20 protein-coding genes and 1 pseudogene are annotated in these 26,144 nt (G+C 66.8%); 10 read left to right on the top strand and 11 right to left on the bottom strand.

The annotated features are described in order from the left end of the window. Positions 1 to 47: 47 nt before the first annotated feature. The 5 genes from MJQ72_RS06025 to MJQ72_RS06005 all read right to left on the bottom strand — a co-directional run bounded on the left by MJQ72_RS06025 (position 48) and on the right by MJQ72_RS06005 (position 4,126). Positions 48 to 1,274: a styrene monooxygenase/indole monooxygenase family protein gene (locus MJQ72_RS06025; RefSeq protein ID WP_240598135.1), complete on the bottom strand. Its 1,227-nt coding sequence runs from the start codon at positions 1,272 to 1,274 to the stop codon at positions 48 to 50. 24 nt (positions 1,275 to 1,298) lie between these two features. After that, positions 1,299 to 1,940 carry an ATP/GTP-binding protein gene (locus MJQ72_RS06020; RefSeq protein WP_240601263.1) on the bottom strand — a complete coding sequence of 214 codons (642 nt, stop codon included), beginning with the start codon at positions 1,938 to 1,940 and terminating at the stop codon, positions 1,299 to 1,301. 125 nt (positions 1,941 to 2,065) lie between these two features. After that, a complete protein-coding gene (locus MJQ72_RS06015) occupies positions 2,066 to 2,449 on the bottom strand; it encodes a DUF742 domain-containing protein (RefSeq protein ID WP_016334731.1) in 384 nt (127 codons plus the stop codon). Positions 2,450 to 2,468: 19 nt separating this feature from the next. Next, positions 2,469 to 2,903, bottom strand: a complete 435-nt coding sequence (locus tag MJQ72_RS06010; protein WP_005159022.1) for a roadblock/LC7 domain-containing protein — start codon at positions 2,901 to 2,903, stop codon at positions 2,469 to 2,471. Beyond that, positions 2,900 to 4,126, bottom strand: a complete 1,227-nt coding sequence (locus tag MJQ72_RS06005; RefSeq protein WP_240598134.1) for a sensor histidine kinase KdpD — start codon at positions 4,124 to 4,126, stop codon at positions 2,900 to 2,902. Before MJQ72_RS06005 ends, MJQ72_RS06010 begins: the two co-directional genes overlap by 4 nt. A gap of 272 nt (positions 4,127 to 4,398) precedes the next feature. Between MJQ72_RS06005 and MJQ72_RS06000 the strand changes: the two genes are divergently transcribed. The 4 genes from MJQ72_RS06000 to MJQ72_RS05985 all read left to right on the top strand — a co-directional run bounded on the left by MJQ72_RS06000 (position 4,399) and on the right by MJQ72_RS05985 (position 10,381). Beyond that, complete coding sequence (locus MJQ72_RS06000) at positions 4,399 to 5,034, top strand: TetR/AcrR family transcriptional regulator (protein ID WP_240598133.1); 636 nt, start codon at positions 4,399 to 4,401, stop codon at positions 5,032 to 5,034. Positions 5,035 to 5,064: 30 nt separating this feature from the next. Further along, positions 5,065 to 6,798: an ABC transporter ATP-binding protein gene (locus tag MJQ72_RS05995; RefSeq protein ID WP_240598132.1), complete on the top strand. Its 1,734-nt coding sequence runs from the start codon at positions 5,065 to 5,067 to the stop codon at positions 6,796 to 6,798. After that, the gene (locus MJQ72_RS05990) at positions 6,798 to 8,816 is read left to right on the top strand and encodes an ABC transporter ATP-binding protein (RefSeq protein WP_315860833.1); all 2,019 of its coding nucleotides are present in this window, start codon (positions 6,798 to 6,800) and stop codon (positions 8,814 to 8,816) included. Before MJQ72_RS05995 ends, MJQ72_RS05990 begins: the two co-directional genes overlap by 1 nt. A gap of 128 nt (positions 8,817 to 8,944) precedes the next feature. Beyond that, entirely contained in the window at positions 8,945 to 10,381 is a 1,437-nt protein-coding gene (locus tag MJQ72_RS05985; RefSeq protein ID WP_240601261.1) for a DNA polymerase ligase N-terminal domain-containing protein, read from the top strand. A gap of 134 nt (positions 10,382 to 10,515) precedes the next feature. On the opposite strand, the gene MJQ72_RS05980 is transcribed toward MJQ72_RS05985, so the two are convergent. The 3 genes from MJQ72_RS05980 to MJQ72_RS05970 form a co-directional block, all read right to left on the bottom strand. Continuing rightward, a complete protein-coding gene (locus tag MJQ72_RS05980; RefSeq protein WP_240598131.1) occupies positions 10,516 to 10,869 on the bottom strand; it encodes an STAS domain-containing protein in 354 nt (117 codons plus the stop codon). Between the two features lie 75 nt (positions 10,870 to 10,944). Then, positions 10,945 to 12,456: a CHAD domain-containing protein gene (locus tag MJQ72_RS05975; RefSeq protein WP_396426932.1), complete on the bottom strand. Its 1,512-nt coding sequence runs from the start codon at positions 12,454 to 12,456 to the stop codon at positions 10,945 to 10,947. 67 nt (positions 12,457 to 12,523) lie between these two features. Next, complete coding sequence (locus MJQ72_RS05970) at positions 12,524 to 13,381, bottom strand: helix-turn-helix transcriptional regulator (protein WP_240598129.1); 858 nt, start codon at positions 13,379 to 13,381, stop codon at positions 12,524 to 12,526. Positions 13,382 to 13,806: 425 nt separating this feature from the next. On the opposite strand from MJQ72_RS05970, the gene MJQ72_RS05965 reads away from it, so the two are divergent. Beyond that, a complete protein-coding gene (locus MJQ72_RS05965) occupies positions 13,807 to 14,919 on the top strand; it encodes an erythromycin esterase family protein (RefSeq protein WP_240598128.1) in 1,113 nt (370 codons plus the stop codon). Positions 14,920 to 15,094: 175 nt separating this feature from the next. On the opposite strand, the gene MJQ72_RS05960 is transcribed toward MJQ72_RS05965, so the two are convergent. Both MJQ72_RS05960 and MJQ72_RS05955 read right to left on the bottom strand, forming a co-directional pair. Continuing rightward, positions 15,095 to 18,061: a BTAD domain-containing putative transcriptional regulator gene (locus tag MJQ72_RS05960; protein ID WP_240598127.1), complete on the bottom strand. Its 2,967-nt coding sequence runs from the start codon at positions 18,059 to 18,061 to the stop codon at positions 15,095 to 15,097. A gap of 86 nt (positions 18,062 to 18,147) precedes the next feature. Further along, entirely contained in the window at positions 18,148 to 18,858 is a 711-nt protein-coding gene (locus tag MJQ72_RS05955; RefSeq protein WP_240598126.1) for a DJ-1/PfpI family protein, read from the bottom strand. A gap of 99 nt (positions 18,859 to 18,957) precedes the next feature. On the opposite strand from MJQ72_RS05955, the gene MJQ72_RS05950 reads away from it, so the two are divergent. The 4 genes and pseudogenes from MJQ72_RS05950 (at position 18,958) to MJQ72_RS05935 (ending at position 23,345) form a co-directional block, all read left to right on the top strand. Further along, the gene (locus MJQ72_RS05950) at positions 18,958 to 19,935 is read left to right on the top strand and encodes a GlxA family transcriptional regulator (protein ID WP_240598125.1); all 978 of its coding nucleotides are present in this window, start codon (positions 18,958 to 18,960) and stop codon (positions 19,933 to 19,935) included. Positions 19,936 to 19,976: 41 nt separating this feature from the next. Continuing rightward, a pseudogene (locus MJQ72_RS05945) lies at positions 19,977 to 21,388 on the top strand (YibE/F family protein). A 97-nt stretch (positions 21,389 to 21,485) separates the two neighbouring features. After that, complete coding sequence (locus MJQ72_RS05940; protein WP_240598124.1) at positions 21,486 to 21,743, top strand: hypothetical protein; 258 nt, start codon at positions 21,486 to 21,488, stop codon at positions 21,741 to 21,743. Between the two features lie 51 nt (positions 21,744 to 21,794). Beyond that, on the top strand, positions 21,795 to 23,345 hold the full coding sequence (locus tag MJQ72_RS05935) for a recombinase family protein (protein WP_240598123.1): 1,551 nt from the start codon (positions 21,795 to 21,797) through the stop codon (positions 23,343 to 23,345). Positions 23,346 to 23,577: 232 nt separating this feature from the next. On the opposite strand, the gene MJQ72_RS05930 is transcribed toward MJQ72_RS05935, so the two are convergent. Further along, positions 23,578 to 24,459 (bottom strand): DUF6338 family protein, encoded by an 882-nt coding sequence (locus MJQ72_RS05930; protein WP_240598122.1) that lies wholly within the window; start codon positions 24,457 to 24,459, stop codon positions 23,578 to 23,580. Positions 24,460 to 24,599: 140 nt separating this feature from the next. On the opposite strand from MJQ72_RS05930, the gene MJQ72_RS05925 reads away from it, so the two are divergent. Further along, the gene (locus MJQ72_RS05925; protein WP_240598121.1) at positions 24,600 to 26,099 is read left to right on the top strand and encodes a HEPN domain-containing protein; all 1,500 of its coding nucleotides are present in this window, start codon (positions 24,600 to 24,602) and stop codon (positions 26,097 to 26,099) included. Positions 26,100 to 26,144 lie beyond the last annotated feature (45 nt).

Below are 26,144 nucleotides of genomic sequence, written 5' to 3'. Positions count from 1 at the left end.
CGCGACAGTCCCGCGCACCTGGACGCGGGACCGTCGCGCTCCCGGAATCAGGCCTCGGCCAGGTACTTCTCCGCCTTCACGGGATCGAGGAACCAGTGCTGGAAATCGGTCGGATCGGAGAACCCGTTCGCGAACCGCTTCGCCACGGCGGGATTCTCCCCCGCCGCGCCGATGATCTGGAGCACGTGCGGGGGCGGCGGCTGCAGCATCGCGTTCGTCCAGGTCGTCACGTGCTGGGCGTACTCCCAGTACTTCTCGAACGACGCGGTCATCCACTCCTCGTCGAACGGCTTGTCCCCGCGTTCGAGGATCGAGTCCAGATAGGACGCCGCGCAGTGACTCGCGTTGTTGGAACCCTGGCCGGTGATCGGGTCGTTGGCGACGACGACGTCGGCCATGCCGAGCACCGCGGTCCCCGAACCCAGTTTGCCGACCGCGTTCCGCACGACCGGGGTGTACCCGCCGGCCAGCGTCGCCTTGTCGTCGGTCAGCACGGCGTTCCGCGAGCGCTCGTACTCCCAGGGGAGGAACTGCTTCATCAGCGACAGGATCCGGTCGAGATGCTGCTGGGGCGACGGCCGGTCGTCCCAGCAGTCGAGCGGGCCGCCGGGGACGCCCTCGAAGAACAGGATGTCGCAGTTCCCGCTCAGCGTGTACGCGGGGATCATGAACAGTTCACCCACGCCGGGGATGATGTTGAACCGCACCGCCGCCTTGTCCGGATGCTCCGGCCGGCGTTCCAGGCCGTGCACGTACGCCAGCGAGAGCGCCCGCTGGGGTTCGGTGTAGGGCGAGCGCTCCGGGATCCGGTCGAACAGCTGGACCAGCTCGCCCTTGCCGGCCGCGATGACGACCAGGTCGTACAGCTTCGCCAGCGGAGCCAGATCCGAGGTGGTGACGCCGTGGATGACGACCTTGCCGCCGCGGTCCTCCACCAGCTCCAGCCAGGCGGCCATCTTCACCCGCTGGTCCACCGACTGCGCGTAGTGCTCCAGCGGGCCGAACCAGTCCAGCACGCGGCTGGAGTCCGGTCCCGCGATGGAAACGCCGAGCCCCTCGACCTTGACGGTCTCTTCCTCCCACAGGTTCAGCTTGTGATCCCGCTCGTGCTGCAGAGCGGAATGGAACATGCACTGGGTCGACATCACCTTGCCGGACCGGATCTCGTCCGGCGTCCGCGCCGACATCACCGTGACGTCGTAGTCGTGGGCGAGCAGGCTCAAGGCCAGCTGCAACCCCGACTGCCCGGCACCGACGATCAGAACCTTGCGCATCCTCGACGTTCCTCCCAGAACCGTTCAGCTGAGTGAAGCGAACTCGCGGCCCGGTCCGGAGACCACCGCGAGGGACAGCGTGTGCGACACCAGTTCCTGCAGCGTCGCGACCGCCGACTTCGGGTCGCGGGCGTCGCAGGTGACCAGCGGGATGTCCGGAGAGAGCGCCAGCGCGTCGCGGACCTCTTCGAGGTCGTGCACCGGCATGCCCTCGAACTGGTTGACCGCGACGATGAACGGCAGCTCCGAGTCGTTCTCGAAGTAGTTGATCGCGGCGAACGACTGGTCGATCCTGCTGGTGTCGACCAGCACGACGGCGCCGAGCGCGCCGCGCGAGAGGTCGTCCCAGAGGAACCAGAACCGGGCCTGTCCGGGCGTGCCGAACAGGTACAGGAGCAGGTCTTCGCGCAGGGTGATCCGGCCGAAGTCCATCGCGACCGTGGTGGTGGATTTGGTTCCGGGCGGGACCAGCTCGTCGACCCCGGCCCCGGCCTCGGTCATCCAGGCTTCGTTGCTCAGGGGCGGGACCTCGGAGACGGAGCCGACGAACGTCGTCTTGCCAACGCCGAATCCACCGGCGACCACGATCTTGGCGGAGATCGCCAGCAGATCGGTGTTCGATTCGGAACCCGCGACCGCATTCGTGTCGCCAGGGCGCTCTTTCACGACGTCACTCACGCCCTTCCTGAATGGCGCCCTGACACCCCGAAAACGGGGCCTGCCGGCCGGGGCGGGTTCGAACTGGGTACCGATGCGACCGAAGACCCGAAGGCTCCGCCGCTCCGCCTGTGTCAGACCGGGAGGCGCTTGAGTCCATCGAGGATCCTCTCGAGCACGTTCGTATCGTGGTTGTAGGCGTGGGCCGTCGGGTGCACGAAGACGGCGCCCTGGGTGGCGAGGTCGCCGATGAGCACCCGGACCACGCCCAGTGGCAGATCCAGTCCCACCGAAAGCTCGGCGATCGACGAGCGTTCGCGAGCGCGCTCGTACAGCGAGCGCGATTCGGGCATCAGCGCCTCGGCCAGCGACGGGTCGTAACGCGGGACCGAGATCAGGGTCTCCACCAGCAGCAGCTGGCTGCTCTTGGTCCGGCCGCCGGTCAACGCGTACGGCCGGATTCTGCGGCTGCGCATCTTGACGGGCCGGTCCGGAGATTGGTCGCTGGACACGGTCATCCCTTCCTTCTCCGGATTCTCAGGCCTGCGGCCGTCGGGCGGTCAGGACCTGCCGGAGCCCCGCTCGCACCTCGGGGGTGAGGGCGTGACCGGCGTTGGTGATGAACTGGGTCATCTCGTAGGCGACGACCTTCATGTCGCAGTCCGGTTCGGTGAGCACCGCGAGCCCCGCTTCGGCACCGATCCCCATGAACAGGAAGTACCCGCGGGTGAGCCGGATGATGATCTGCTCGCAGTTGCCCTTGCCGAACAGCGCGGCGCTGTTGCCCGCGAGGCTGAGCAGGCCGCTCGCGATGGCGGCGAGCTGCTCGGCGTCGTCACTGGACACCGATTCCGAGGCGGTCAAAGGGAAACCGTCGACGGACATGATCAGCGCATGGCTGGCGCCGTGCACCTTGCGCACGAAGTCGTCGAGCAACCACGTGAAATCCGTGGTCGCGTCCTGGGCGGTCACTGGGTGTTTCCTCCGGTCTCACGCTCGTGCCGGTCGTCGAGTGCGGCACGCTCGCCGTCGGTGAAGGCATCGAGGTCGGCCAGCAGCGCCTCGTGCCCGTCCGCCGCGTCGGCGGGCGGGGTGGTCGGCGGGGCCGGTTCGTCGGGCAAAGTCCTGATACTGCGGGAAACCCGGCGCGGGAGACCGCTGGCCGTGGTGCCACCGTCGGCGGGCGGCTCGAAGGCCGTGCGCGGACGCGGGCTGGGCTTCCGTTCCGGTTCCGGTGCCGCCGAGGGGGCCGGGCGGCGCCGCGGCAGCCCGGACGGTGTCGCGACCGGGGTTCCCACGGGCGCGCCGTTGGTGATCCTGGCCTGCGGCAGCACGACCGTCTGCGAACCGGACCACTGCTTCTCGGCCAGTTCCGAGACCACCGGGACCGGCAGCAGCACGGTGGCGACCGTGCCGTGCGGGGTGCGGCGGTCGAGTTTCACGGTGATCTCGTGCCGGTCGGCGAGCCTGCCGACGACCGCGAGTCCCATATGCCGCACGGAATCGTCGTCGAGCACCGGACCGGCCGCGAGCCGCTCGTTCAGCGCCGCGAGGCGTTCGGGTGGCATGCCGATGCCCTCATCCTCGATCCGGATCAGCACGCTCCCCTGTTCGGTGAGATGCGCGCTGACGCTGACCGGAGAGCTCGGCGAAGACTGGTTCGCGGCGTTGTCGAACAGCTCCGCGAGGATCCGGCTGACGTCCTCGGCGGCGAACCCGACCACGCCGAGCGAAACGACGCGGCCGATCGTGATCCGCGAGTAGTGGTCGATCGACGACATCGCCGCCCGCATCACGTCGAGCACGGACGAGATACCGGCCGTCGTGTCGTCGGCGTCGCGACCGGCGAGAACGCGCAGGTTCTCGGCGTTGCGCCGCAACCGGGTCGCCAGGTGGTCGAGCCGGTAGAGCTCGGCGAGCCGGTCGGAGTTCTCCTCCCCCGCCTCCATCGCCTCCAGCTGCGCGAGCAGCTGGTCGAGCAGGTTGAGGTCGCGCAGCGCGACATTGGAGCAGACCCCGGCGAGCGCGCCGGCGTCCGGCGCGTCCACGGCAGGCCGCTGCTCCGCTTCCGGTTCGACCGGTGGAGCCGACGGAGCGTGCCGGGGCGGTGCGGCGAGGAACTGCGCCGCGGCGACCCTGGAACGGTCCAGAAGAACCCGTGAGCGGTCAAGCAAGCCTCGAGCCCGCGTCACCATGTGCTTCCACTTCTTTCTCTTCGCATACCCGGACCCGTGTCGCACTCCCCAGCACAACGACGGCCATGCAAGCAGAAGTCACTATCCGTGTCCACAGTCGGTTTCCGTTCAACCGCTGGCAGTGACGTGGTCACGAACGCGTTACGGCTGGTGAGCGCGGCGCGCTAGGCCATTCGGCTGCATCTTGCGTGTTGCACGCCACGGGTGATGTCCGAAAAGTGCGGACTGCGCAGAAATTTGCGCGCCACGCAACTTTTCCCTAGTCTGCTGGTATGACCGCACCCTTGGGACTGCGTGAACGCAAGAAGCGCGCGGCCCGGCGCGCCATGAGCGAGGCAGCGCTCAGGCTCGCCATGGAGAAGGGCGTCGAGCAGGTCCGCGTCGAGGACATCGCCAACGCCGTGGGCGTCTCCCCGCGCACCTTCAACAACTACTTCTCCAGCAAGGAGGAGGCGATCTGCTCGTTCATCGTCGAGCGGCAGGAGATCTTGCGGGAGGCCCTGCGCGAGAGGCCTTCGGAAGAGACGCTGTGGGAGGCGGTCGGCACCGCGACACTGGAAGCCTACGGCAGCTTGGGAGAACCGAACCGCCACTCGGTGGAGCTGGCACGGTCCCTGCTGCTGCACCCGTCGGTGCAGGGCGAGTTCCTCAAGGCGCACGCCAAGGTCGAACAGGTGCTGGCGGACGCCATCCTGGAACGCGCGGGCGCGGGCGCGGAAAACGCGTTGAACGCGCGGCTCATGGCGGCGATCGTGGAGTCCGCGGTGAAGACCGCGTTCTTCAGCTGGTTGATGAACGAGGGCGCCGGGCCGTTCCTGGAGACGCTCGAGGTCCTCCTGCACGAGGCCGCCGCGGGCATCCCGTCCCTCACCGGACCCGAACCGGTGAAGAAACCGAACAAGCAGTAACACCCTACCCACCACTGGGGAGAAACCGTTGTGCTGACGAAGTTGTTGCGCACTCACCTGCGCCCGTACCGGCGAGACCTGTGGCTGATCGTGCTGCTGCAGTTCGTCCAGACCCTCGCCGGGCTCTACCTCCCCACCCTCAACGCCGACATCATCGACTCCGGCGTGGTCAAGGGCGACATCGACTACATCCTCGGGGTCGGCGGCGTCATGCTGCTGGTGTCGCTGGTGCAGATCGCGTGTTCGATCGGTGCCGTCTACTACGGCGCCCGCACCGCGATGGCGGTCGGCCGCGACGTCCGCGCCGCGGTCTTCCACCGGGTCCAGGACTTCTCCGCCCGCGAGGTCGGCCAGTTCGGGACGCCGTCCCTGATCACCCGCACGACCAACGACGTCCAGCAGGTGCAGATGCTGACGTTGATGGCGTTCACCCTGATGGTGTCCGCGCCGATCATGTGCTTCGGCGGCATCATCATGGCGCTGAACCAGGACGTCACCCTCTCGTGGCTGCTGGTGCTCGTGGTGCCGATCCTCGGCGTCTCGGTCGGGATCATCATCGCGAAGATGCGGCCCGCCTTCCGGCTGATGCAGGAGCGCATCGACAAGATCAACCAGATCCTCCGCGAGCAGATCATGGGCATCCGGGTGATCCGCGCGTTCGTCAAAGACACCCACGAGCGGCGGAGGTTCACGAAGGCCAACACCGAACTGCTGGACGTCTCGCTGATCGTCGGCAGGCTGATGGCCCTGATGTTCCCCATCGTGATGCTCGTGATGAACGCCTCCAGTGTCGCCGTGCTGTGGTTCGGCGGGCTGCGCATCGACGAGGGCAGCATGCAGATCGGCGCGCTCACCGCGTTCCTGTCGTACCTGATGCAGATCCTGATGGCGGTCATGATGGCCACCTTCATGTTCATGATGGTGCCCCGTGCCGAGGTGAGCGCCGAGCGCATCACCGAGGTGCTGGACACGCACACCAGTGTCGTCCTCCCGGAGAACCCGGTGGCGCCCGGCGAGGTGCACGGGCGGCTCGAACTGTCCGATGTGGAATTCCGCTATCCCGGTGCGGAAAAGCCGGTGCTGCAGGACATCTCGCTGCTGGCGCTGCCCGGTGAGACCACCGCGATCATCGGCAGCACGGGCAGCGGGAAGACCACGCTGCTCAACCTGATCCCCCGGCTGATGGACGCCACCGACGGCTCGGTGCGCGTCGACGGCGTCGACGTCCGCGAACTGGACGCGACCGTGCTGTCCGACGCCGTCGGGCTGGTGCCTCAGAAGCCGTACCTCTTCGCGGGGACGGTCGCCAGCAACCTTCGCTACGGCAAGGCCGACGCCACCGACGAGGAACTCTGGCACGCGCTGGAGGTGGCGCAGGGCAAGGACTTCGTCGAACGGATGCCCGAGGGGCTCGACTCCCCCATCTCCCAGGGCGGGACCAACGTCTCGGGCGGGCAGCGGCAGCGGCTCGCGATCGCCCGGATGCTGGTGCGGCGCCCCGAGATCTACCTTTTCGACGACTCGTTCTCCGCGCTCGACTACGCGACCGACGCCGCGCTGCGGCGGGCACTCGTGGCCGAGACCGCCGAAGCGACCGTCGTGATCGTCGCGCAACGGGTCAGCACGATCCGCAACGCGGACCGCATCGTCGTACTCGACGAAGGCCGCGTCGTCGGGACCGGGACCCATACCGAACTCATGGACGGCAACGAAACCTACCGGGAGATCGTGCTGTCCCAGCTGACCGAGCAGGAGGCCGCCTGATGAGCGCGCCCGAATCCACGACGAACGCCCCGGCCAAACCCCACGGCGAGCGCGCGAGCGCGGCACGGGGACCGGGCCCGGGCGGGGGCGGCGGTTTCGGCCGTGGCCCCGCCGGCCTGATGGGCGGGCAGCCCGCCGAGAAGGCCTTGGACTTCAAGGGATCCTTCAAACGGCTGCTGCGGCTGCTCCAACCGCAGCGCGCCACGCTGTACGGCATCCTGCTGTTCGGCGTCGTCAGCGTCGCGCTGAGCGTCATCGGGCCGAAGATCCTCGGCATGGCGACGGACCTCATCTTCGCGGGCGTCGTCGCGAAGGACATGCCCGCGGGGGTCAGCAAGGAACAGGTCATCGCCGGCCTGCGGGCGGAAGGCGACAACACACTCGCCGACCTCTTCTCGGGGATCGACTTCGTACCGGGTCAGCGCATCGATCTCGACGCCGTCGGCCAGGTCCTGTTGTGGGTGCTGCTGCTCTACATCGTGGCGTCGTTCTTCTCGCTGCTGCAGGCGAGGCTGACCACGAACCTGGTCCAGCGGGCGGTGTTCGACCTGCGGGAGCGGATCGAGGAGAAGTTCGCCAAACTCCCGCTGAGCTACTTCGACCGCCAGCCACGCGGCGAGGTGCTGAGCCGGGCGACCAACGACATCGACAATCTCGCGCTGTCACTGCAACAGACCCTCGCGCAGATCGTGTCGTCGCTGCTGATGGTCGTCGGCGTGCTGGTGATGATGTTCGTCATCTCGCCGGTGCTGGCGCTGGTCGCGCTGCTTTCGGTGCCGGCGTCGGTGCTCGTCGCGGCCAAGATCGGCAAGAAGGCGCAGCCGCAGTTCATCAAGCAGTGGTCCACCACCGGACGGCTCAACGCGCATATCGAGGAGATGTACACCGGGCACTCGCTGGTCAAGGTGTTCGGCCGCCGCGAGGAGGCCGAGGAGGTCTTCCGCGAGCACAACGACACACTCTACGGCGCGAGCTTCAAGGCACAGTTCATCTCGGGCACCATCCAGCCCGCGATGATGTTCATCGGCAACCTGAGCTACGTGCTGGTGGCCGTGATCGGCGCGCTGCGGGTGGCGTCCGGGACGCTGTCGCTCGGCGACGTCCAGGCGTTCATCCAGTATTCACGGCAGTTCAGCCAGCCGGTCACCCAGATCGCCAGCATGGCGAACCTGCTGCAGTCCGGTATCGCGTCCGCGGAGCGGGTCTTCGCGCTGCTCGACGCGGACGAGCAGGAGCCGGAGCCCGCCGAACCCGCACGGGTCGGGCAGGTGCGGGGTCAGGTCGAGTTCGAGCACGTGTCGTTCCGGTACGCCGAGGACACGCCGCTCATCGAGGACCTGTCGCTCACCGTCGAACCGGGGCACACCGTCGCCATCGTCGGCCCGACCGGCGCGGGGAAGACCACGCTGGTCAACCTGCTCATGCGGTTCTACGAACTCGACGGCGGCAGGATCACCCTCGACGGCGTCGACATCGCCGGGATGGACCGCGAAGACCTGCGCGCCAAGACCGGCATGGTGCTGCAGGACGCGTGGCTGTTCGGCGGCACGATCGCGGAGAACATCGCCTACGGTTCCGCGGGCGCCACGCACGACGAGATCGTGGCGGCGGCCAAGGCGACCCACGTCGACCGGTTCGTCCGCACCCTTCCGGACGGCTACGACACGGTGATCGACGACGAGGGCGGCACGGTCAGCGCCGGCGAGAAACAGCTGATCACCGTCGCACGGGCGTTCCTGGCGAAGCCCGCGATCCTCATCCTGGACGAGGCGACCAGTTCGGTCGACACCCGGACCGAGGTGCTGATCCAGCGGGCGATGAACTCGCTGCGCGAGGGGCGGACGAGTTTCGTCATCGCGCACCGGCTCTCCACCATCCGCGACGCGGACGTCATCCTGGTGATGGAGAACGGGTCGATCGTCGAACAGGGCGATCACGAAACCCTGCTGCTCACCGGTGGTGCGTACTCCCGGCTCTACGCCGCCCAGTTCGCGGAGGCGCTGGCCGAGACCGACTGACCCGCACCGGCGCCGAAGGTCCCTTTTCCTCCTTTTACCGTGGGAAAAGGGACCTTCGGCGCACGGAAGGACCGTGAACGGCGCTAGGCTTGCGTGACCCGATCCGGAAAGGGGCGCGCTGGCCGACCATGGCGGAGAAACTCGGCGAATACCGCCGTAAGCGCAGACCGGGACGAACCCCCGAACCCCTTCCGGACCACGACGGGAAGACCGGGGCCGACGATCTCTTCGTCATCCAGGAACATCACGCGAGCAGCCTGCACTGGGACATCCGCCTCGAACGGGACGGCGTGCTCGTCTCGTGGGCGGTGCCGAAGGGCCTGCCGATGTCACCGGACCAAGAACGCCTGGCCGTGCACACCGAAGACCACCCGATGGAATACCTCACCTTCGAAGGCGAGATCCCGGCGGGTGAATACGGCGGCGGCACCATGACCATCTGGGACACCGGCCGGTACGAAACGCTGCACTTCAACGACCACAAGGTCGAAGTGGTCTTCCACGGGACGCGGGCACGCGGGAAATACCTGTTCCTCAACGTGAAGAAGGACGGTCGCGACAACGGCTGGCTGCTCAAACGGCTCGACCCCGCCGACCCCGGCCGGAAGGAACTCCCCTCCTTCCTCGCCCCGATGCTGACCAAACCGGGCCGTCTCCCGTCGACCGGCGAAGACCCGGAATGGGCCTACGAATTCGACTGGTCGGGGCGCCGCACCCTCGTTCGCGTGTCCGGCGGCCGGATCACCGCCTACGACGATTCGGGCGACGACGTCACCGGGCTGTATCCCGAATTCCGCGGCCTCGGCGAACAACTCGGTGCCACGGAAGTCTTTCTCGACGGTGAAATCGTCGTCTTCGACGGCGGGAAACCGAGTCCGGAAGGGCTCGGGCACCGCGCGCGGGCGACGAAGAACTCCGCGAAACGGCTCACCTCCCGATATCCGGCGTTCTACCTGGTGAACGATCTCCTGCATCTGGACGGCCGCTCCTGTGTCGGGACGCCCTACGTCGAACGGCGGGAACTCCTCGACGAACTCGGGCTCGCCGGTCCGCATTGGCAGGTCCCCCGGTACTACCTCGGCGACGGCGGCGCGGTCGCCAGGGCGGCCCGCGAACACGGGCTCGCCGGTGTCGTCGCCAAACGGGCCGACTCCGCGTACCACCCGGGAAAGCGCACCGGTGAATGGCTTTCCATCACCGGAACCCTGGTGCAGCAAGTGGTCCTGGGCGGCTGGCGGCCGGGCGGCGGCAGCCGGGCGGGCACGTTCAGTTCGCTGTTGCTCGGCGTCCCGCACGAGGACGGCTTGCGGTACATCGGAAACGTCGGTGTCGGCTTCGCGAGCGACGAACTGGAGACGCTCTCCAAGCAGCTGTTCCGCTTGGAACGCAAGACATCCCCGTTCCACTCCGTACCGGACAAACAGGCGCGGGACGCGCGCTGGTCGCGGCCGACCATCGTCGGAGAGGTCGTCTTCGGCGGCTGGACCGAGGCGGGCTGCCTGCGCAATCCGCGGTGGCGTGGCCTGCTGCCGGACGTCGACGCCGACGAGGTCGAACTCGGCTAGACCGCTGTCCTGTATCGAGGGGTGAGGCAAATGTGGCCCGCGCTTGACCAGGGCCGAAGGCTCCCTTCACCGCATTAGACGCGGCGAAGGGAGCCTTCATCCCACCACCGCGGACAAGACTTGCAGGACAGCGCCTAGATTCGCACGTCCTCGACGTCCCACCGGACGTCGAGGTCGGCGCCGACCCCGCTGACGTCGAGAATCCGTGACACCAAAGCGGTCTTCACGATCACCGAGAACCGGGGTGACGTCGCGTTGGCCTCTTCGAGCGCCTGCAATCCGGCACAGCTGAGGAATCCGACGCCGGAGAGGTCGAGGATCACGTGCTTTCCTTTGACGCAGGCGCCGCTGAGCTCGGTGCGGAAGCGCCCGACCGTCGCCGCGTCGATCTCCCCCACCGCGGTGAGGATGAAGACGCCGTCCTTGCGGCGGCAGGTGGTCACGGCCAGGGCCGGCTGTTCGCCGGGTACGCGCTGACCAGGCAACATTGGGGGCGCCTCTCTCCAGACCACCAAGTTCCCTCGACGTTACTCGGCGACGGCGACAGGTCAACCCGGGCTACCTCATTTGAGCCATTTCGGACGAGAACCTTTACCCACCTTTTGCCATTCCCCGGCGAAGCGCCGGTGCGCGGCCTCGGCGCCGGCGACCGAACGACCGTGCAGAAGCCCGTAGGTGAACGCGTTTTCGTTTTCGGCGTAGGCGCGGAGGCCGAGGAGCCGCAGGACCTCCCGGCTGACCACGATGTCGTGATGCTCGCCGAGGGTGCTCTGCACCGCCTTGACGTTCTTTCGCCATTTTCGAAGCTTCTTGCCGGTCACCGGCCGGACCGCGTCCGCCGCGTAGCGGGCTCGCTTGGCCTTCTTGCGCACCTCGTGCAAGGCCGCGTCCTGCTCCGCGCCGGGCTTCAGCGCAGTCGCCGCGGCCACGGCCTCGCGCAGCTTCCGGTCCGACCGCGCGACGGCCTTGCGCAGCTCCTTGGTGCCATCCTTGATCTTCCGCGGCTTCCCGACGAGCTTTTCCAGTGCTTGCAACAGCTTCGTGTAGCGCTTGCTGTCGAGCGCCCGGACGGCACGCGCCTTGGCCTCTTCAGCCTCGCGCGCGAAGTGCCGCGTCATCAGCTGCTCGACGTTCCCGAGCACGAGTTCGGCCGGGAGCGCCTCGACCTCGTCGTGAAGGCGCGCGGCCATCACCTCGCTGTCCCTCGCCGGACCGAGCTCGCCGCCGAGCCAGCGGAGTTCGTCGGCGAGCCGGTTCGCGACGTCGGCGTCGAGCGAGCGACGGAAGGTTTTCAGGCCGCTCCGCAACCGCCTGCTCGCGACGCGCATCTGGTGCACCGCGTCCTCGACGTCCCGGCGGACCCCGATGTCGTTGCGGCGCAGCGCGTCCAGCTGCGCGGCGAGGTAATCCGCCAGTACCGAGCCCGAAGCCCCGGTGACCGGGGGCACGAGCTCGTCGGTGAGCCGCCGGAGCTTCGACGGCCACCTCGACCGCTCGGCGCCCCCTTCCACGACCGCCCGTTCCAGGCTCTGGAGCACTTCGGGATCGGCGCCGGGCGAGAGTTCGATCTCGATCTCCCGCCAGCGGTCGAGATGCGCCTTGTCTCCACCCGCCTCTCCGGTGACGACGTCGTCGGTCAGCGTCGCGAGCTCGCGGCCCTCGGCGTCGAGCAAGGCGTACGACGTGCGCTCGGTGCGCAGATGCGCGGCCTGGACCAGCTTGGCGCCGAGCGTGTGCGACCGGACCAGCTTCGCCAGCGCGCCGGGCACCTTGTCCGGCTTCCCCGCCAGCGGGAGGCGGAGTTCCTCCCGCTTGTCCTCCCCGACCGGGAGTTTGAGGTGCCAGCCCTCGTCGGTCCCGCCGAGCCTCCGCCGCAGTGTGATGCCCGCCTGCGCGAGCCGGAAGTCGGCGGTGTCGAAGTACGTGGCGTCGAGGACGTCGACCCTCGGCTCGGCCTGGTTCGTCACCGGACCGGCCGGGACCAGCGGCGGGATCGGCCGGTCGGCCGCCAGGTCGTACTTCCGCTCGATCTCCGCCTCGGCGACCGGGGCACCACCCTGCGTCTTCGTCACCACGAACTCCTTCTGCTCGGCTACCAGGAAGGATTACCCCGTACGGAGGCGGCGGGAAACCCCGGACGGATCATTCCTCCATCCGGTCGTACCGGTCCGCCCATTCGGCGAGCATTTGCCGAGATCTCTCCTCGGTCAGCGTCTCGCTTTCCAACCTCGCGACGAGGGAATAATAGGCCTCGACCGCGACCCGGTCGTCGATGAACACTCCGGCCGCGTAGGAATCCGTGTACACCACCGCCGGATGTTCCGCGAATTCCATGATGGTGAACGAATTCTCGATCACCCGGCCCACTCCGTCGCTTTCGGGGACGATGCGAATGGAGCAATAAGGCAGGTTCGCCGACAGGACGAGGTGGAGCAGCTGCTCGTGCATGATCCGGGGACCGCCGACGACCGACCGCAGCGCGCGCTCGTGCACGTAGAACCGGCAGCGCGGCGGACGATCCCGCTGCAGCAACCGCTGCCGTTCCATCCGGGCGCTCACGACCTGGTCCAGCCGGGCCTGGTCGCGGTTGCCGATCAGCTCGAAGGCGGTGCGGGCGTACGGTTCGGTCTGCAGCAGCCCGGGGAGCGTCAACGACTCGTAGCGCACCAGCGTATGCGCGAGGTTTTCTTGTATTTCCAGGGATTTCATCGGGTCGACGAGTTCGTCGAAGTACGGCCGGACCCAGTACAGGTCGCCACCGGGCTGGGTCAGCTCCAGCAGCAGATCGCGTTCGGGCTCCGCCTCGCCGCAGGTCGCGAGATACAGCGCCGCGTCCACCACGGACAGCTCGCGCAGCCCTTGTTCCCACCTCGTGACCTTGCTCTGCAACCAGCCGTTACGGCGGCTGACGTCGGCGCCGCTGAAGTGCCTGCGCTGCCGGAACGCCTTCATGCGGTGGCCCAGCTCCCGGGTCCGCGCCGTCGAATCCTTCTCAACCATGCGGGACAAAGTAGGGCCGAACTTCGGCCGCGCGGCGATTGCCACGCGGTGATTCACCTCAACTGCTGATAACTTGCACTCGCGCACCTATGCGAAAGGCTGCTTCGCGAGCGAAGCGCCTTCGCGCGCGAAGGGTTCTTTAAAGCTTTATAGCGGAAGAAAGAAAAGAGATCCAGCTATTCGTCAGTGGATTTCTTGCGGTACCGCAGAATCGGGTTCGGTCCGTGAGGGCCTCCTTGCCTACCTTGAAGGTAGTGAAGGAGGCCCTCACGGACTCCGCGTCGGCAAGGGACTCGCAGTCACGGCGGCCGCGCCTCGGCGAGCCACAGTCATCACCTGACGCCCGGTTTGAAGCTTCAACACCGGATCTCCAGGTCAAGTCGACAGAAGTTTCAACCGGTACATCAATGATATGCTTGAACCTCATGAGTCAAGACATCCGAGACTTCGTGACCCCCTCCTGCGACCTGCTGGCACTGGGCGAGCCGACGCACGCGACCCCGGTCTTCGCGGAGGTCCGCAACGAGCTGTTCGCCCAGCTGGTCGAGCGCGGCTTCCGCTCGATCGCCCTCGAAACGGATCGCGTGGCCGCGCTCGTCGCGAACGACTTCGTCCAGGACGGCACCGGAAGCCTCGACCTCGCGATGAGCGAGGGCTTCTCGCACGTCTTCGGTGCCGTGGAGGCGAACAGGCGGCTGATCGCCTGGATGCGCGAGTACAACGAAACCCGGCCGCCCGAGGAGCGGCTTTCGTTCCACGGCTTCGACACGCAGACCGAGAACACGTCCGCGCCCAGCCCACGGCGCTACCTCGAGTACGCCCGCGACTTCCTGGGGCTCGACGTGGACATCGCCGGCCCGGCGGGCGACGACGAACGCTGGAGCCGCACGGAAGCCGTCCTGGACGCGGCTTCCTCGCCCGGCGCCACGGCCGATGCCTACCGCCTGCGCGCGATCGCCGCCGAACTGCTCACCGTCCTTCGCTCTCGGCAGCCCCAAGCGGACGCGTGGTCGCGGGCGGAGCTCCATCTCATGGCGGGCATCGATCTGCTGCGCTACCACCGGCAGTGCGCCGAGCCTCTCGCGCCGCACGAGCGCTACGCGCCCCTCGTCGCGACCAGGGACGCCTTCATGGCGCGGAACCTGCTGGACATCCGCGCCGCCGAAGCGGGTCGCGGGCGGACGCTGGTCTTCGCCCACAACCTCCATCTGCGGCGCCAAGCGAGCACGATGCACGTCGCCGGAACCGAGACGACCTGGTTCCCCGCCGGCGCGCTGGTGGCGCCGCTGCTCGGCGATCGCTACACCTTCGTCGCGACCAGTCTCGGCGAAAGCGAGGACATCGCGCTCAAGGAGCCGGAACCCGACACCTACGAAGGGTTCCTGCAGAAGCACGTCACGACGGCTTGGGGGCTGCTCCCCGCCTCCGACGTCCCGACCGCGAGCGTCCGGACCGATCCCACCCCTCGGCAGGGCTACTTCCCGCTCGACCAAGGGATGCTGAACGACGCGGACGTGATCCTGCACGTCCGGGGCTAGCCTGCGAACCGGGTGACGCCTCCTGCCCTCTGAAGGCGTCACCCGGCCACGAGCACGCGCCGCCACCCCCAGTTCCGCGAATTCGGGGCGGCGCGAAGTCCGCTCACTTGAGCAGCAGTCAACACACCGTCGCCATAACTTCGCCAAACGCCGAGGCCGTCGATCCCTCGCCGGGCTATGCCGGGGTCACCCCGAAGCGGATCTTCGTCAAGGCTTCACGAGCCCGATCCCGCTGGCGCCCGCTCCCGTCGACGGCGGAAAGGCCCTGGAGCGCACGCAGTTCCCACACCGGGAATCCCAGTTCCCGGAACAGTCCTGCCGCGGTCCGGAGCCCTTGGGCGGCTTCGGTCACGATGCCTTCGTCCGACCGAAGGCGCCCGAAGCTGAGCAAGGCGTATCCGCCGCCCCGGCGGTCTCCGAGCTCACGGAAGGTACTCATCGCCAGGCTCAGGTGCTCCGCGGCACGGCTGTGTTCACCCGCCAGACGCAACGACTCGCCGAAGCTTCGATGCGTGTACGCGGCGGCGTGACGGTGCCCGACATCCTCGAACAGTTCCAGTGAGCGCGAGAGACATCGTTCGCTCTCCCCCGCGTCACCGGTTTTCGCGTGGAGGTCACCGAGGCTCCGGAGGACGTGCGCCTCCCAATGCCGTTCACGCGAGCTGCGCGTGCCGATCAGGGCGCTCGTCAGCAGGGCACCGGCCTCGTCGACGCGTCCGTTCCGGCGCAGGACGTCGGCGTACCGCTTGGCGGACCTGTCGTGCTGGTGCCCGTCTTCGCAATGGAGTGAAAGGAGCAGGCTCGCGTCGAAGCATTCTTTGGCCCGGCGGAAGTCGCCGAGGTCGTCCCACAGCGAGCCGAACTGGGCCGACGCCATGGCCTGCCCGGCGAGGTCACCACAGTCCCGCAACAGGTCCAATGCCTCGCGCAGCGCGTGGACCGCCGCGCCGGTCCGGCCGGAGTCCGCGTCGACGTCGGCGAGCGCGACGAGCGCGGCCCCGGTGCCCGGCTGATCACCCACGGAGCGGAACCTGGCCTCCGCCAACGAGAAACTGGTCCTCGCCCGGGCCAGATCCCCCGCGTCGGCGTGGGCGTGCCCGAGCTTCAGCAGTTTCTCCGCCTCCGCGGGGAGATCGAGGCGATCACGCACGATGCCGAATCCGAGCCAGGCGGGAGAACCGCCTTTCCGCGGTCCGACGAGATCGCTGTAGGCGTCGGCCAGCCGCATGGCCAGCCCGGTCCAGCCATGGTTCTTCGCGGTACGGACGGCGAGCGCGAGATTCGCGGTTTCCGCGACCCGCCAGCCGATCGGGTCGGCCGCGACGCGATCCGAAACAGCCGCCGGGACGTCCGCGCGCCGGGAGGGCGGGTACCCGGCGCCGAGCGCGGCGGAAGCGTGTTCGGCCAACGCCGCCATCACCGTCAGCGCGCGTCTGAGAGCCGCGGGCTCCGGCGGTTCCCGGAGCGCGAGCCGGATCAGCCCCGGGAGCCGGTACCTGAGAGAACCGGCCTGATCCGGTTCGGCGTGGAGCACATGGTCGTCCACGAGTTCGTCGAGCAGTTCCGCCGCCTCGCGGGGCGGACACCCCAGCATGGCCGTCGCGAACCAGTCGGCGATCTCGGTGGAACCGGGAAAACCCAGCAACCGCAGGGAATTCCGCTGTCGCGCCGACAGCTCGGCGAGGTATTCGGCGAGCACCGGGCGCACGGCCAGGTCGCCGACGGCGAGCTCGTCGAGGCGCAGCCGCTCGTTCTCCAGGCGTGTCGCGAACTCGGCGACGCTCAGCCGTGGCCGCTGCAGCAGCTTCGTCCCCGCCGCCCGCACCGCCAGCGGAAGACCGTCGCAGCAGGCCAGCACCCGGCGGACGGCATCGGGTTCGGCGGACAACCGGGCTTCTCCGGCGATCTCGCCGAGCAGCGTCCGCGCGTCCTCGTAGGGCAGCGCCCCGACCTCGACCGGCCTGGCACCGGCGAGACCGGCCAGCCGCCGCCGTGTCGTGACGATCGTCGCGCAGCCGGGGCCACTCGGCAGCAACGGCCGTACCTCGGCTTCGGACCGGCCGTTCTCGAGGATCACCAGCAGCCGCCGGTCGGCGGAGTGGCTCTGCCACAACGAGATCAGCCCCGCCCGGTCCGCGGGGAGTTCCGCTTCCGCAAGACCGAGCGCGCGAAGGAACCCGGCGAGGACGTCACCGGGTTCACGCAGATCGGCGACGAGCTGGCCGTCCGGGAACCGCTTGCGCACGCGCCACGCGGCTTGGACGGCCAGCGTGCTCTTCCCCGCTCCCGCCGCCCCGTGCAGCACGATCGGCGCGGGAGCCCGCAACGCGCGTCCCACCTCCGCCAGCTCCGCCGCCCTGCCGGTGAAATCCGGTGTCGCCGCGGGCAGACGGCACGGCGCGCCACCCGCCGACCAGCCGGTTCCGGAGATCCGGCGGTGGACCGCGAGCAGGCCGTCCCCCGGCGAGACTCCGGACTGTTCCCACAGCGCCTGGCGGCAGCGGTCGAGGACCGCGAGAGCCGCGTCCCGCCTGCCGAGACCGTGCAACGCCTCGGCCAGCCACCCGGCGAGACGCTCGTCGCCCGGCCGGGCGACGAGCTCCGGACCCAACCGGTCCGCGACCGCCTTGTGGTCACCGGCGGCCAGGTCCAGCTCCACGAGCTTCCCCAGCACCGAACAGCGCCGGTCCTCGAGCCACAGCCGGTGCGCCTCCACCAGCGGACCGACCGGCACGTCGGCGAAGGCCCGGCCACGCCACAACCCCAAAGCCCGTTCGAGCAAGGCCTTGCGTTCGTCACCGGTCGCCCTCGCGGCCGCGGCCGTCAGCTCGGAGAAATCGGTGACGTCCAGCTCGCCTTCGGACACCGTCAGCCGATAGCCGCTCCGGCCGGACCTGAGCCGCTGCCGCTCGTCGTCCACCGGCACGCCGGGTGACAATGCCTTGCGCAGCTTGGAAATCGCCATCTGCACGACCGCCGCGGCACTCGACGGCGGCCCTTGCGGCCAGAGTTCGTCCACGAGCGTGTCCCGGTGGACGACCTCGTTCGGCCGGGTCAGGAGCACCGCGAGCACCCGACGGGGCTGAGCCGCCGACGGCAGCGGGACCGAGGCCGCGAGCGGGCCGAGCACCTTGAACTCCACGAACCACCTATCACCTGGACGGATGACCCGAATGTAACCCGGTGCTGTCCCCGAGTCGGCGATTTCTCACCCGGATGGCCGCCCCCTTACTTCCCGGTGTGGGCGAGGAGCCTGTCCCGCAGCTCGGGCTCGTTGGCGAGCGCGTCGTTCAGCGTGTGCTCCAGCAAGGGCTTGAGGTCCCCGTACGGACGCTTCGACCAGTCGAGCGGCCCCTGCGGCGGCTCCGGGTCGTACTCGATGACGAACTGAATCGTCCGGGCGATCTCGGCCCCGGCGAGCCGCTCGACCAGATGCAGCGCTAGGTCGATCCCCGCCGACACCCCGGCGGCGGTGATCACGTTCCCGTCCTCGACCCAGCGCTCCGCGACCGGTTCCGCGCCGAACGCGCCCAGCAGTTCGCGGAACATCCAGTGCGTCGCGGCCTTCCGGCCCTTCAGCAGTCCCGCCTGCCCCAGCAACAGCGACCCCGTGCATACCGAGGTCACGAGCTCCGCGTTCGCCGCGGCGCCACGCAGGTAGCCGACCAGCTTCTCGTCGGCGAGCGCCTTCAGCGTCGGCGCGGCGCCGCCGGGGACGAGCAGCGCGTACGGCGACGGGACCTCGTCGTAGGTGTGGGTCGCCACGAGCCTCAAGGGGTTGTCGGTGGTGACCGGGTCCTTCGTCTCGCCGACCACGACCGTCCGGTATTCCTGCGTCGTGCTCGCCATCCCGTCCAGCACGGTCAGCGGCCCGACCATGTCGAGCGGGGTCATCCCCGGGTACACCACGAACGCGATCGTCTTCTTGTCGTCTGTCATGGGGACAACGGTGTCGCAGGCGCGGGCCCGCGGTGGCCCGGATGTCCGGATTCCTGCGAACAACGTCCGACGGCCGGGCACTACTGGTAGCGTTCGATCATGCCGGGTTCACCCAGACGAGTGTTGATCGTCGGCTACAGCAACGCCGAGTTGCTCGACATCGCCGGCCCGTCGGACGTCCTGGACGCCGCGACCAAACTCGGCGGCAAGCCGGGGTACGAGATCATGCTCGCCAGCGTCGACGGACGCGGCATCCGCTGCGAGTCCGGGCTGACCCTGCAGGCACAGCACCGGCTCGACCAGATCACCGGCGAACTCGACACGCTGATCGTCGCGGGCGGCACCGGGCACGAGGCCGCCGCCGCGGACACGCGGTTCGTCACCCACGTCCGCAGGCTCGCGCAGCAGAGCCGTCGTGTCGCCTCCGTGTGCACCGGCGCCACCGTGCTCGCCGCGTGCGGGCTGCTCAACGGCCGCCGCGCCACCACCCACTGGCGGTTCGCGAACCGGCTCGCGACGAACTACCCGCGGGTGAACGTCGATCCGGTGCCGCTGTACGTGCGCGACGGCAACGTCTACACGGCGGCGGGGGTCACCAGCGGGATCGACCTCACCCTCGCGTTCGTCGAGGAGGACCACGGCCCGAGCCTCGCCAGGGAGGTCGCCCGCATGCTCGTGACCTACCTGCAGCGGCCGGGCAACCAGGCGCAGGTGAGCATGTTCCTCTCCGGCCCGCCGCCGGAGAACCGGCTGGTCCGCGACATCACGGCGTACGTCGCCGAACACCTCGCCGGTGACCTCGGCACCGCCGTCCTCGCCGAGCGAGCCGGGATCAGCACCCGGCAGCTGACCAGGTTGTTCGACGCGCATCTGAGCACCACACCCAGCAGGTACGTGCGGGCCGCGAGGACCGAGAACGCGGCGAAACTGTTGTGCGGCACCGAACTCCCCTTGTCCTCGATCGCGAGGCGATGCGGTTTCGGCTCGACCGAGACGCTTCGCCAAGCCTTCCTCGACCACTTCGACACCCCGCCTTCGGCCTATCGCCGTGTCCACCTTCGGCAGGCGTTCGGCTAGGCCGTGTGCGGCGGCCGGCGCGCACTGTGGAGGATGTGCGGGTGAACCGCCGCGACATCTCCGACGACGACACCGGCCCGATTCGCCGGGTAACGGACACCCCGTCCGATCGTTCGCCCGGAACGTCCCGTTCGCCGCGCCGGACGCCGCCGCCCGAAGGCACGCGGCGCCCCCGCCCTCCGGCCCAGCGGCCGAGAACGGCCGAACCGGGCAGACGTCGCGCCGCCGAACCGAAGCCCGAACCCGAGCCGGTCGGCCACGGGCATTCGCATGGTCACGGACCAGCGGCGCCCGCGTCGCGCCGGGTCAGGCTGCTGCTGATGTGGCTGCTGATCCCACTCGCCGTCGCGACCGTCGCCGGAATGGTCTTCCTCTATCCGTGGGGCAAGGATCCGGCGAAAAGCGTCTTCCCCCAAGGGACCCCGGTGAGCGCGACGGTCACCGGGACGATCACCGGACCGTGCCTCGCCGAAGGCCAGGTTCAGGTCGGCGAGCCACCGCCGGACGCGAAACCGTGTCTCACCAGCGAACTCACGATGACCGACGGGCCGGCGTCCGGGAAGCCGTTGAAGCTCACGCTCCCCATCGAACCGAGCACGCCGCGGTTCGCCGCCGGCGACGAGGTGGTGCTGTCCTACAACGGCGGCGACGTCGCGAACCCCGCGTCGTTCCAGATCGTCGACTTCCAGCGGGGTACGCCGCTGCTGCTGCTCGCCGGGTTGTTCGCGCTCGCGGTGATCGTCCTCGGCCGTTGGCGGGGGCTCGCCGCGCTCATCGCGCTCGGGCTGAGCTTCCTGGTGCTGGCGTTCTTCGTGCTGCCTTCGATCCTCGCCGGCGAAAGTCCGCTGCTGGTGGCGATCGCGGGCGCGGGCGCGATCATGTTCGTCGCGCTGTACCTGACGCACGGGCTGTCCGCGAGAACCTCGGTGGCGGTGCTGGGCACCCTGGTGAGCCTGGTCCTGATCGGCGTCCTGTCGGCGATCTTCTCGGCCGCCGCGGCGCTGACCGGGCTCGACGACAGCACCTCCCAGCTGATCGGCTCGCTCGGGCACGGGGTCGACGCGCGGGGCCTGCTGCTGGCGGGTGTCGTGATCGGCGCGCTCGGTGTGCTCGACGACGTCACGGTGACGCAGACGAGCGCGGTGTGGGAGCTCCGGCGCGCGAACCCGGCGCTCGGCTGGCGTGAGCTGTACGGCGCGGGCCTGCGGATCGGGCGCGATCACGTCGGCTCGGCGGTCAACACGCTCGTGATGGCGTACGCGGGCGCGGCGCTGCCGGTGCTGCTGTACACGTCGCTTTCGGGGTCGGGCTCGGCTCGATCCTCGGCGCGGAGGAGATCGCCCAGGAGATCGTGCGGACGCTGGCCGGAAGCGTCGGCATCGTCGCCGCGGTCCCGGTCACCACCGTGCTGGCCGCGCTGATCGCCTCGCGGGAGCCCCAAGAGTCCCTGTAGCCACAAGCGCCCCAAAGCGCGAGCCCACCGCGTGCTCACGGGCCGGAGTCGGGTACGAAGAGGCCGCACCCGAGGTTCGCCGCGTGATCGGAGGGCCATGTTCGACGTTTTCGGCGCTGCATTCGCCATCCCCGGACAGCTGACCGCCGTCGCGCGGCGCGTGCTCGTCTCGACGCTCGAAGCCGTCGAGGCGGTCCCCAAGATCGCCGCCGCGCTCGACGACGTACGGGCGACGCTCAAGCACTCGGAGCGGCTGGCGACCTTCGCCGCGGGCGAGTTGCCGGAGATCGTCTACCAGCTTGAGGAGATCAAGGCGCGGCTGGAGAAACTGGAGACTCGCACCGAAGCCTCGTGAGTGTTGAGGACGGTTCTAGCCAACCCTCTCTTGTCGACCTACGGTTGATCTATGGCGATCAATCATCAGGTTAGTGCAGGTCAGGGTGGTCGGCAGCCGGTATTGGACTCGTACGCGCGACTGTCCCGCAACCAAGCGGGCAAGCTGGAGAAGTGCGAAACCCAGCACGCCGACAACCGTGAGGTGATCGAACGGTTGGGCGGCGTGCTGGGCGAGGAGATTTCCGACCCGAAGCTCTCGGCGTGGAACCCGAGGGTTCGTCGTCCGGGGTGGGAACGGATCATGAAGCGAGTTGCGGCGCGGGCGTGTGACGGGGTGGTGTTGTGGAACACCGACAGGGGGTGGCGTCGCTCGCCCGACCTGGAGGACATGTTCAAGGTGATCGAGGGGTTCGACTCGTTCACTGTGGCGTCGTCACATGGGCGATATGACCTCTCGGACTACAACGATCGCTATCAGCTGCGGCAGGAGGTCGCCCACAACCAGCGCAACTCCGATGAGGCATCTCAGAGGATCTCGCGCCGGTTCGAGACGCTGCGCAAACGGGGCGTTCCGCATCACCAGGGCAGAACGTTTGGGTTCCCCGGGCTGGACCGGACGGTGTCGAAGGACAACGCACTGGACGAGAACGGCAAAGACACCCGTAAGCAGGTTCCGGCGGAACTGGTGGAACGGGAACGCGCAGCGCTACGGTCCGGCACTGATGCCTTGCTCGCGGAAGTGACACTGATCGCGCTGCACGACGAGTGGAAGGCCGCCGGGCTGCGCACGGTCACGGGAAAGGTGTTCTCGCCTGTGCAGATCAGGGAGGTACTGCTGAGGCCTCGCAATGCCGGGTTGATCGAGCACGACGGCGAGGTCGTAGGGCACATGCCCGGTGAGCCGATCATTGACCCGATCAGGTTCGAGCGGTTGCGCGCGATGTTTGCTGGACGCACGCGAGGCAAGCAGGCGGGGCACAGCTATGTCGGCTCGGGGATCGCGACATGTTCCCTATGCCGGAAGTCGCTGTCCGGCCGTCCGCATGTTGGGGAGTACAAGGATGGGCAACGGCGACGACAGTACGCGTGCACGAAAGCGCGTGGCGGGTGTGGCAAGGTCGCAGCCGACATGCGGATGCTTGATCGCGAGATTCGCGGCATCGTGATCGCTCGCTTGTCGGACAAGAGCCATGCAGCGGCGATTAAGGCAGCACGGGCCCGAATCTCCGATCGGCTCAAGCAGGTGCAAGAAGCACTCACCAAATGCAACGCTCGACTTGAGGCGATCGCTGCGAAGTTCGGGGCCGACAAGATGACCGAAGCGGCGTACGACAAGGCCAACGAACCGGCCATGAAAGAACTTGCGCGACTGGAAGCCGAGCGCGACGAACTGACCGGAGGAAATCCAGAAGGACCCACAGAACCCTTGACCCGCCAAGAAGCCGCCGAGAAGTGGGATGGCGCCGAAGTCTCCGAGAAACGCGCCTTACTGCTAGACGCGCTCGGTGCCGACGCCCTCATAGTAGACCCATCTACTAAAGCCGGGTTTCGCACTTTCGATAAAGATCGAGTTCGCGTCGAGTTGCGCAACCATGTGAGCAACCGAAGCAAGACGAACTGACCAGGCAGCATTCATGCCAGAGCCTGCAAAGACTAAGGCTTATGCTGCCTGGCCAGGCTATTACTTGTCTTCCGACGATGCGTTTGCGCTGCTTGCACCACTCGGAGTCTTCGGGCCAACAGTTGGCTCTTTTGAGCCTCCTGACGAAGGATTACGCCCACGCTCCTCCGTGTTGGAACGCGGATGTCCACCACCCGTAACGGACCGCTGAGGACGTCCTGTCCGCTGATCGTCACTCACTATTAATACTCCTTAACTTCTTGTTTCTCTGTTTCAGGGGTTCAACCGACGACCCATCTTCAACTTGATCTGGCATTGATAGCCATTCGACAACTACACCGTCCGACACTGGTATGTACACCCCGCGTGTGCCCTGGATCTTATGAAGAAAGACTCCCTTTTCATTCAGGGCCCACTGAGAGCGTATAAAAATATCCTTCGGCTCCGGGTAGCCGCTCACGAAACTTTGTTCGTCAATCCATCCGCCGAAGTATACGCCATCCGACAAGCGAACGCGGATAAAGCACCCGCCCTCACGAGCAATGTAATCCCAGGCGGTCGGAGTGGTCCTGTAGTGGATTTTTAGCGCGTCGGCAAGGCGCTTCTTTATGGAAATTTCGCGAGATGTTTCACGAAATGCCGATTGAAAATGTACGCAGAATGCCGCCAGTGCGGGCACTGCTCCCGCCAAGAGAGCCACCCAGAGTGCGATCTCACGTGGATTTGCGGTAAATATTGAAAGCAACGACGCTTGACGTCCCGGCGCAGGATGCGCGAGTTGAACTAACTTGGGCCCAAAGGCCAAGGCGTATAGTACGTCAAGTGCAGCGCCGACTGCGATTGCGCGCAAGATGCGAGTGCTAGCGTCCTTGTCTTCCGGGGTTGGGCCGCGTAGACGCTGCAAGGTTGTACCAAAGACAATACCCGGTAGTACCAGGGCGACGGCGACTATTAACTGGTACGAAGTTCCCGGAATCAAAAAGCAACCTCCCGCGCCGAAGTCGTCATCGCGTATCCGCCTCCACGGGCAAGCATCCTGCGTCCCCCGGTGACGGCACCCTTCCTTGAGGTCATTCAGGTTGGCGCGCGTTACCTTGGGCTTGTCGAACGACAATACGCTTAGGGTTCCAGGTTGTCACCCCGTCATCTCGTGCGAGGTAGCCTAGCTACCGCCGCGCAGAAGATGAGAGATACTGGACGTCGACATAGCCAGAAGCGCCACTCTGGAAATTCCGTGCACGAAAGGATTGCAGATTGACAAGAATTAACAATCTGGATGAACTTGACATACTGGTCGACCTGGCGTTCAGGGTGGCAGTGGATGTGCTGCAAAAGTCGGCTGAGCTAGACAGGTCTGGCCACGAATTTAAAACAATCTCACTGCCTGCGTTTGTTGATGATCGCGTCGATTATCGCACCGTGAAGTCGGGCGCCAGCGTGGAGCGCGCACTAGACCTCGACGGCGCTTTCACAAACGATAACAGGTGGGGCACGAAATACCAGTACTCGGAGCTTGATGGATTCGAAGCCCTTATAAATTATGTAATTGACCATGATGACCTCAAGCGATTTCATTCCCTCGCTGGCGGCAGGGACGAGTTCATGGAACACGTCCTACGTGTTAACGTAGGAAAGCTTCCTGTTATTGCAGCCGAGAAGCATGTCTTTGAGAACGGCTGGGAACTGAACACCGAGGCGCTTCGAGAGCATGTTCTCAAGTTAGCGGCCTGGTGGGTTCTTGATGAGGTTCCGATAAGGCTAGTGGTACCAATTCTCAATATTTCATTCGAATCCGATCGAATCGAATTAGACGAGAAAACATTTATTGAGCGAATGGATGACGGGCTTCAGCTTGCGCGCGCATCTGGAAACCCTCGCGTGAGCGCCTATAAGGAGCTAATTCCCATGGCCACACATGCGATAGTGCTGGAAGGATGGACCCTCCCGAACCCAACTGCGTTAACTTGGCTATGGACTCCGGAGGATAGTCCAATCGAGGCCCCTGTTCTAGATAGATTCTTTCAGGTCTTATCAACATTTGCCGAAGAGCCAACCGGATATGTGCAGGTCCTATATCGCCCTGTAGGATGGAGTCATGAGTTTACGGGCCCACTTCCCGAGGTGCTCCCAGGTCCATTCTTGCCGCATTATTCAACCGCTTTAAAGGCCGCAACCGAGCCCACAAAGACTCTAAGCGGATCAGAGATTGAGCTATTGCGAGAAGGCTTTACCTCCCTGGGACAGCAGGAGAATATTGTTTCGGTAGCGGCACAGCGCTTACTGGACGCGGAGCGGCGTCCGAGTGACGTTGACAGACTTCTGGACCTCTGCATTGGAATTGAAGCTTTAGTTGCGGGCAATCCAGGTGACGCCACATACAAGGTGGCCATACGTATAGCAGCAGTCCTCGCTGAACTTGGAATAAGCAATTCCGCCGAAGTGATCGAGGCGTCCAAGTCTCTATATTCCCTGCGATCTGCCATTGTTCACGGTCGCAAGAGGCCCGCTAAGGCTGTGAATGTAACCCTGCACGGCCGTCAAGTAGATACTATCGAAGCGGCCAGGTACTTTCTTCGGAATCTTCTCCGTGCCAGATTGCAGTGGCCAGAGCTCACAACGGATGATATCGATTCAAGAATAATTGCTGGCGCACTGGCATTGTGGGGGCAGGCGGTTGAATCGACTCGCGACCAGGGTGTCGAAACCGAGCAAGTTAGTTCCAGTGATAACACCAATGGGCCAAGTGACTCCTAGGCGAGATCGGATTCCTTGCTATTCTAAATAAAAGCTGACACCGAG

Origin of the sequence: Amycolatopsis sp. EV170708-02-1, from assembly GCF_022479115.1 — a bacterium.
GTDB lineage: Bacteria > Actinomycetota > Actinomycetes > Mycobacteriales > Pseudonocardiaceae > Amycolatopsis.
This window is presented reverse-complemented; position numbering and strand designations above follow the sequence as displayed.